Source organism: Candidatus Megaera venefica (assembly GCF_034554655.1).
Classification (GTDB): Bacteria; Pseudomonadota; Alphaproteobacteria; order Rickettsiales; family Rickettsiaceae; genus Megaera_A; species Megaera_A venefica.
Genome location: NZ_JARJFB010000243.1, coordinates 1 through 1,555 on the forward strand (window position 1 = coordinate 1; position 1,555 = coordinate 1,555).

At 31.3% G+C, this 1,555-nt stretch carries 2 protein-coding genes; both read left to right on the forward strand.

Features of this window, described 5'->3' with window-relative positions:
- The coding region (locus Megvenef_RS09410; protein WP_322777659.1) for an Rpn family recombination-promoting nuclease/putative transposase at positions 1–630 on the forward strand (630 nt) is incomplete at its 5' end.
- Positions 631–1,227: 597 nt separating this feature from the next.
- Positions 1,228–1,555: transposase (locus Megvenef_RS09415; protein ID WP_322776028.1), on the forward strand; the 328-nt coding region annotated here is incomplete at its 3' end.

Consider the following 1,555-nt stretch of genomic DNA (forward strand, 5'->3'; position numbering starts at 1 on the left):
GCCCAAGACTACTCTACTTTATCAAAAGCTATAGGTATTCATATATTGAACTTCACCTCTATACCTCAAGCTAAAGACTATCATAATGTTTTTCATATTACGGAAAAAAATGAGGGTTTTAGATATTTTGAAGATTTAGAGTTACATACTATAGAACTAAATAAATTTAGCTCTAATGCTAATGAAGGACTTTCTGACATAGTAGCCAAGGTAAAAACCTCTCTAGATATGTGGTCTGCTTTCCTAACTAGAAATGATTTGCTAAAAGCAGACAGTCTACCGAGAGAACTTGACGATGTTAATCTTAAAAAAGCGATCACTGTTTTAGAAGTAATGAATTTTAGTGATGAAGAAAGAGATTTTTACGAAGATCATCTAAAATGGCTAAGGATAGAAACCAATAGTCTTAAGAAAATGAAAGCAGAAGGTAAGGCTGAAGGGTTAGTAGAAGGTAAGGCTGAAGGGTTAGTAGAGGGTAAGGCTGAAGGGTTAGTAGAAGGTAAGGCTGAAGGTAAAGCTGAAGAAAAAATTGAGATTGCTAGGAATTTACTTGCTCAAAATATAGATATTACAAATATCTCTCTTGCTACTGGTTTATCTATTGTAGAAATTGAAAAACTTAAATCTTAAGCTATTTTGTAGTTAATATTTATTAGTTATTACTAATAAATATTTCAAAAATCCACTAGCACCCCCTGTGTCACAAACGGTCGTTTTTGTCTTGGTAATTTAAAATATGTTTTTAATTACTTTTGCTTGAGTAGTAGTGTGTCATAAAGTATAGTCAATATCAAGGTATATAAATATTTCTATTTAAATGAGATATGACATACTTTTATACTAAACAATAAATATAAAATAATGTTAATAGGTTATGCACGAGTATCAACACTTGAACAAAATTTAAATTTATAACTTGATGGGGAAGCATCCCCTATTTTGTTTAAATGCAGAGCTTTGACATTTTAAACAACCTTAATATTATATCATGATGGTGGAGCTGTACAGACTAAGTTACTAAAACTGCATATAAATCACGTACCCATAAATGCATAAATTATCAAAACAGTGGATGCTTCCATCTTAAGACCTAATAAGAAAACTATTTAGTCCCTCCGTCAAAACTCTCCCCGCCTGAATTAACAAGGGGTTTCATGTCATAAACAGCTTACAAAATCCATAAGAAAATGGTATAATTACCGCATAAAGCTTACGGATTTTAAAATTATGCCTATAGAAAATATTACTTTTCTCCAAAAACAAGAAAGGTTATTTGAAGAGAAATTATCTACAAAACTAAATCCTAAAAACAAGTTATATAAACTAAGGGATTTAGTAAATTGGTCTGAACTTGAAGCCAGAGCATTGCCTAACATTGAAATCAAGCAATTTGGTAGAAATAAGAAAGATCATAGAGTAATGCTAGCACTATCAATGCTTCAAGCTATGTACAACGGTTCTGATTCGTTTACGGAGGAAGAGCTAAAGGAAAATATTTATTGGCAATATTTTTGTGGTTATGAATATTTGCAGCAAGATCTTGATGTGTCTGAAG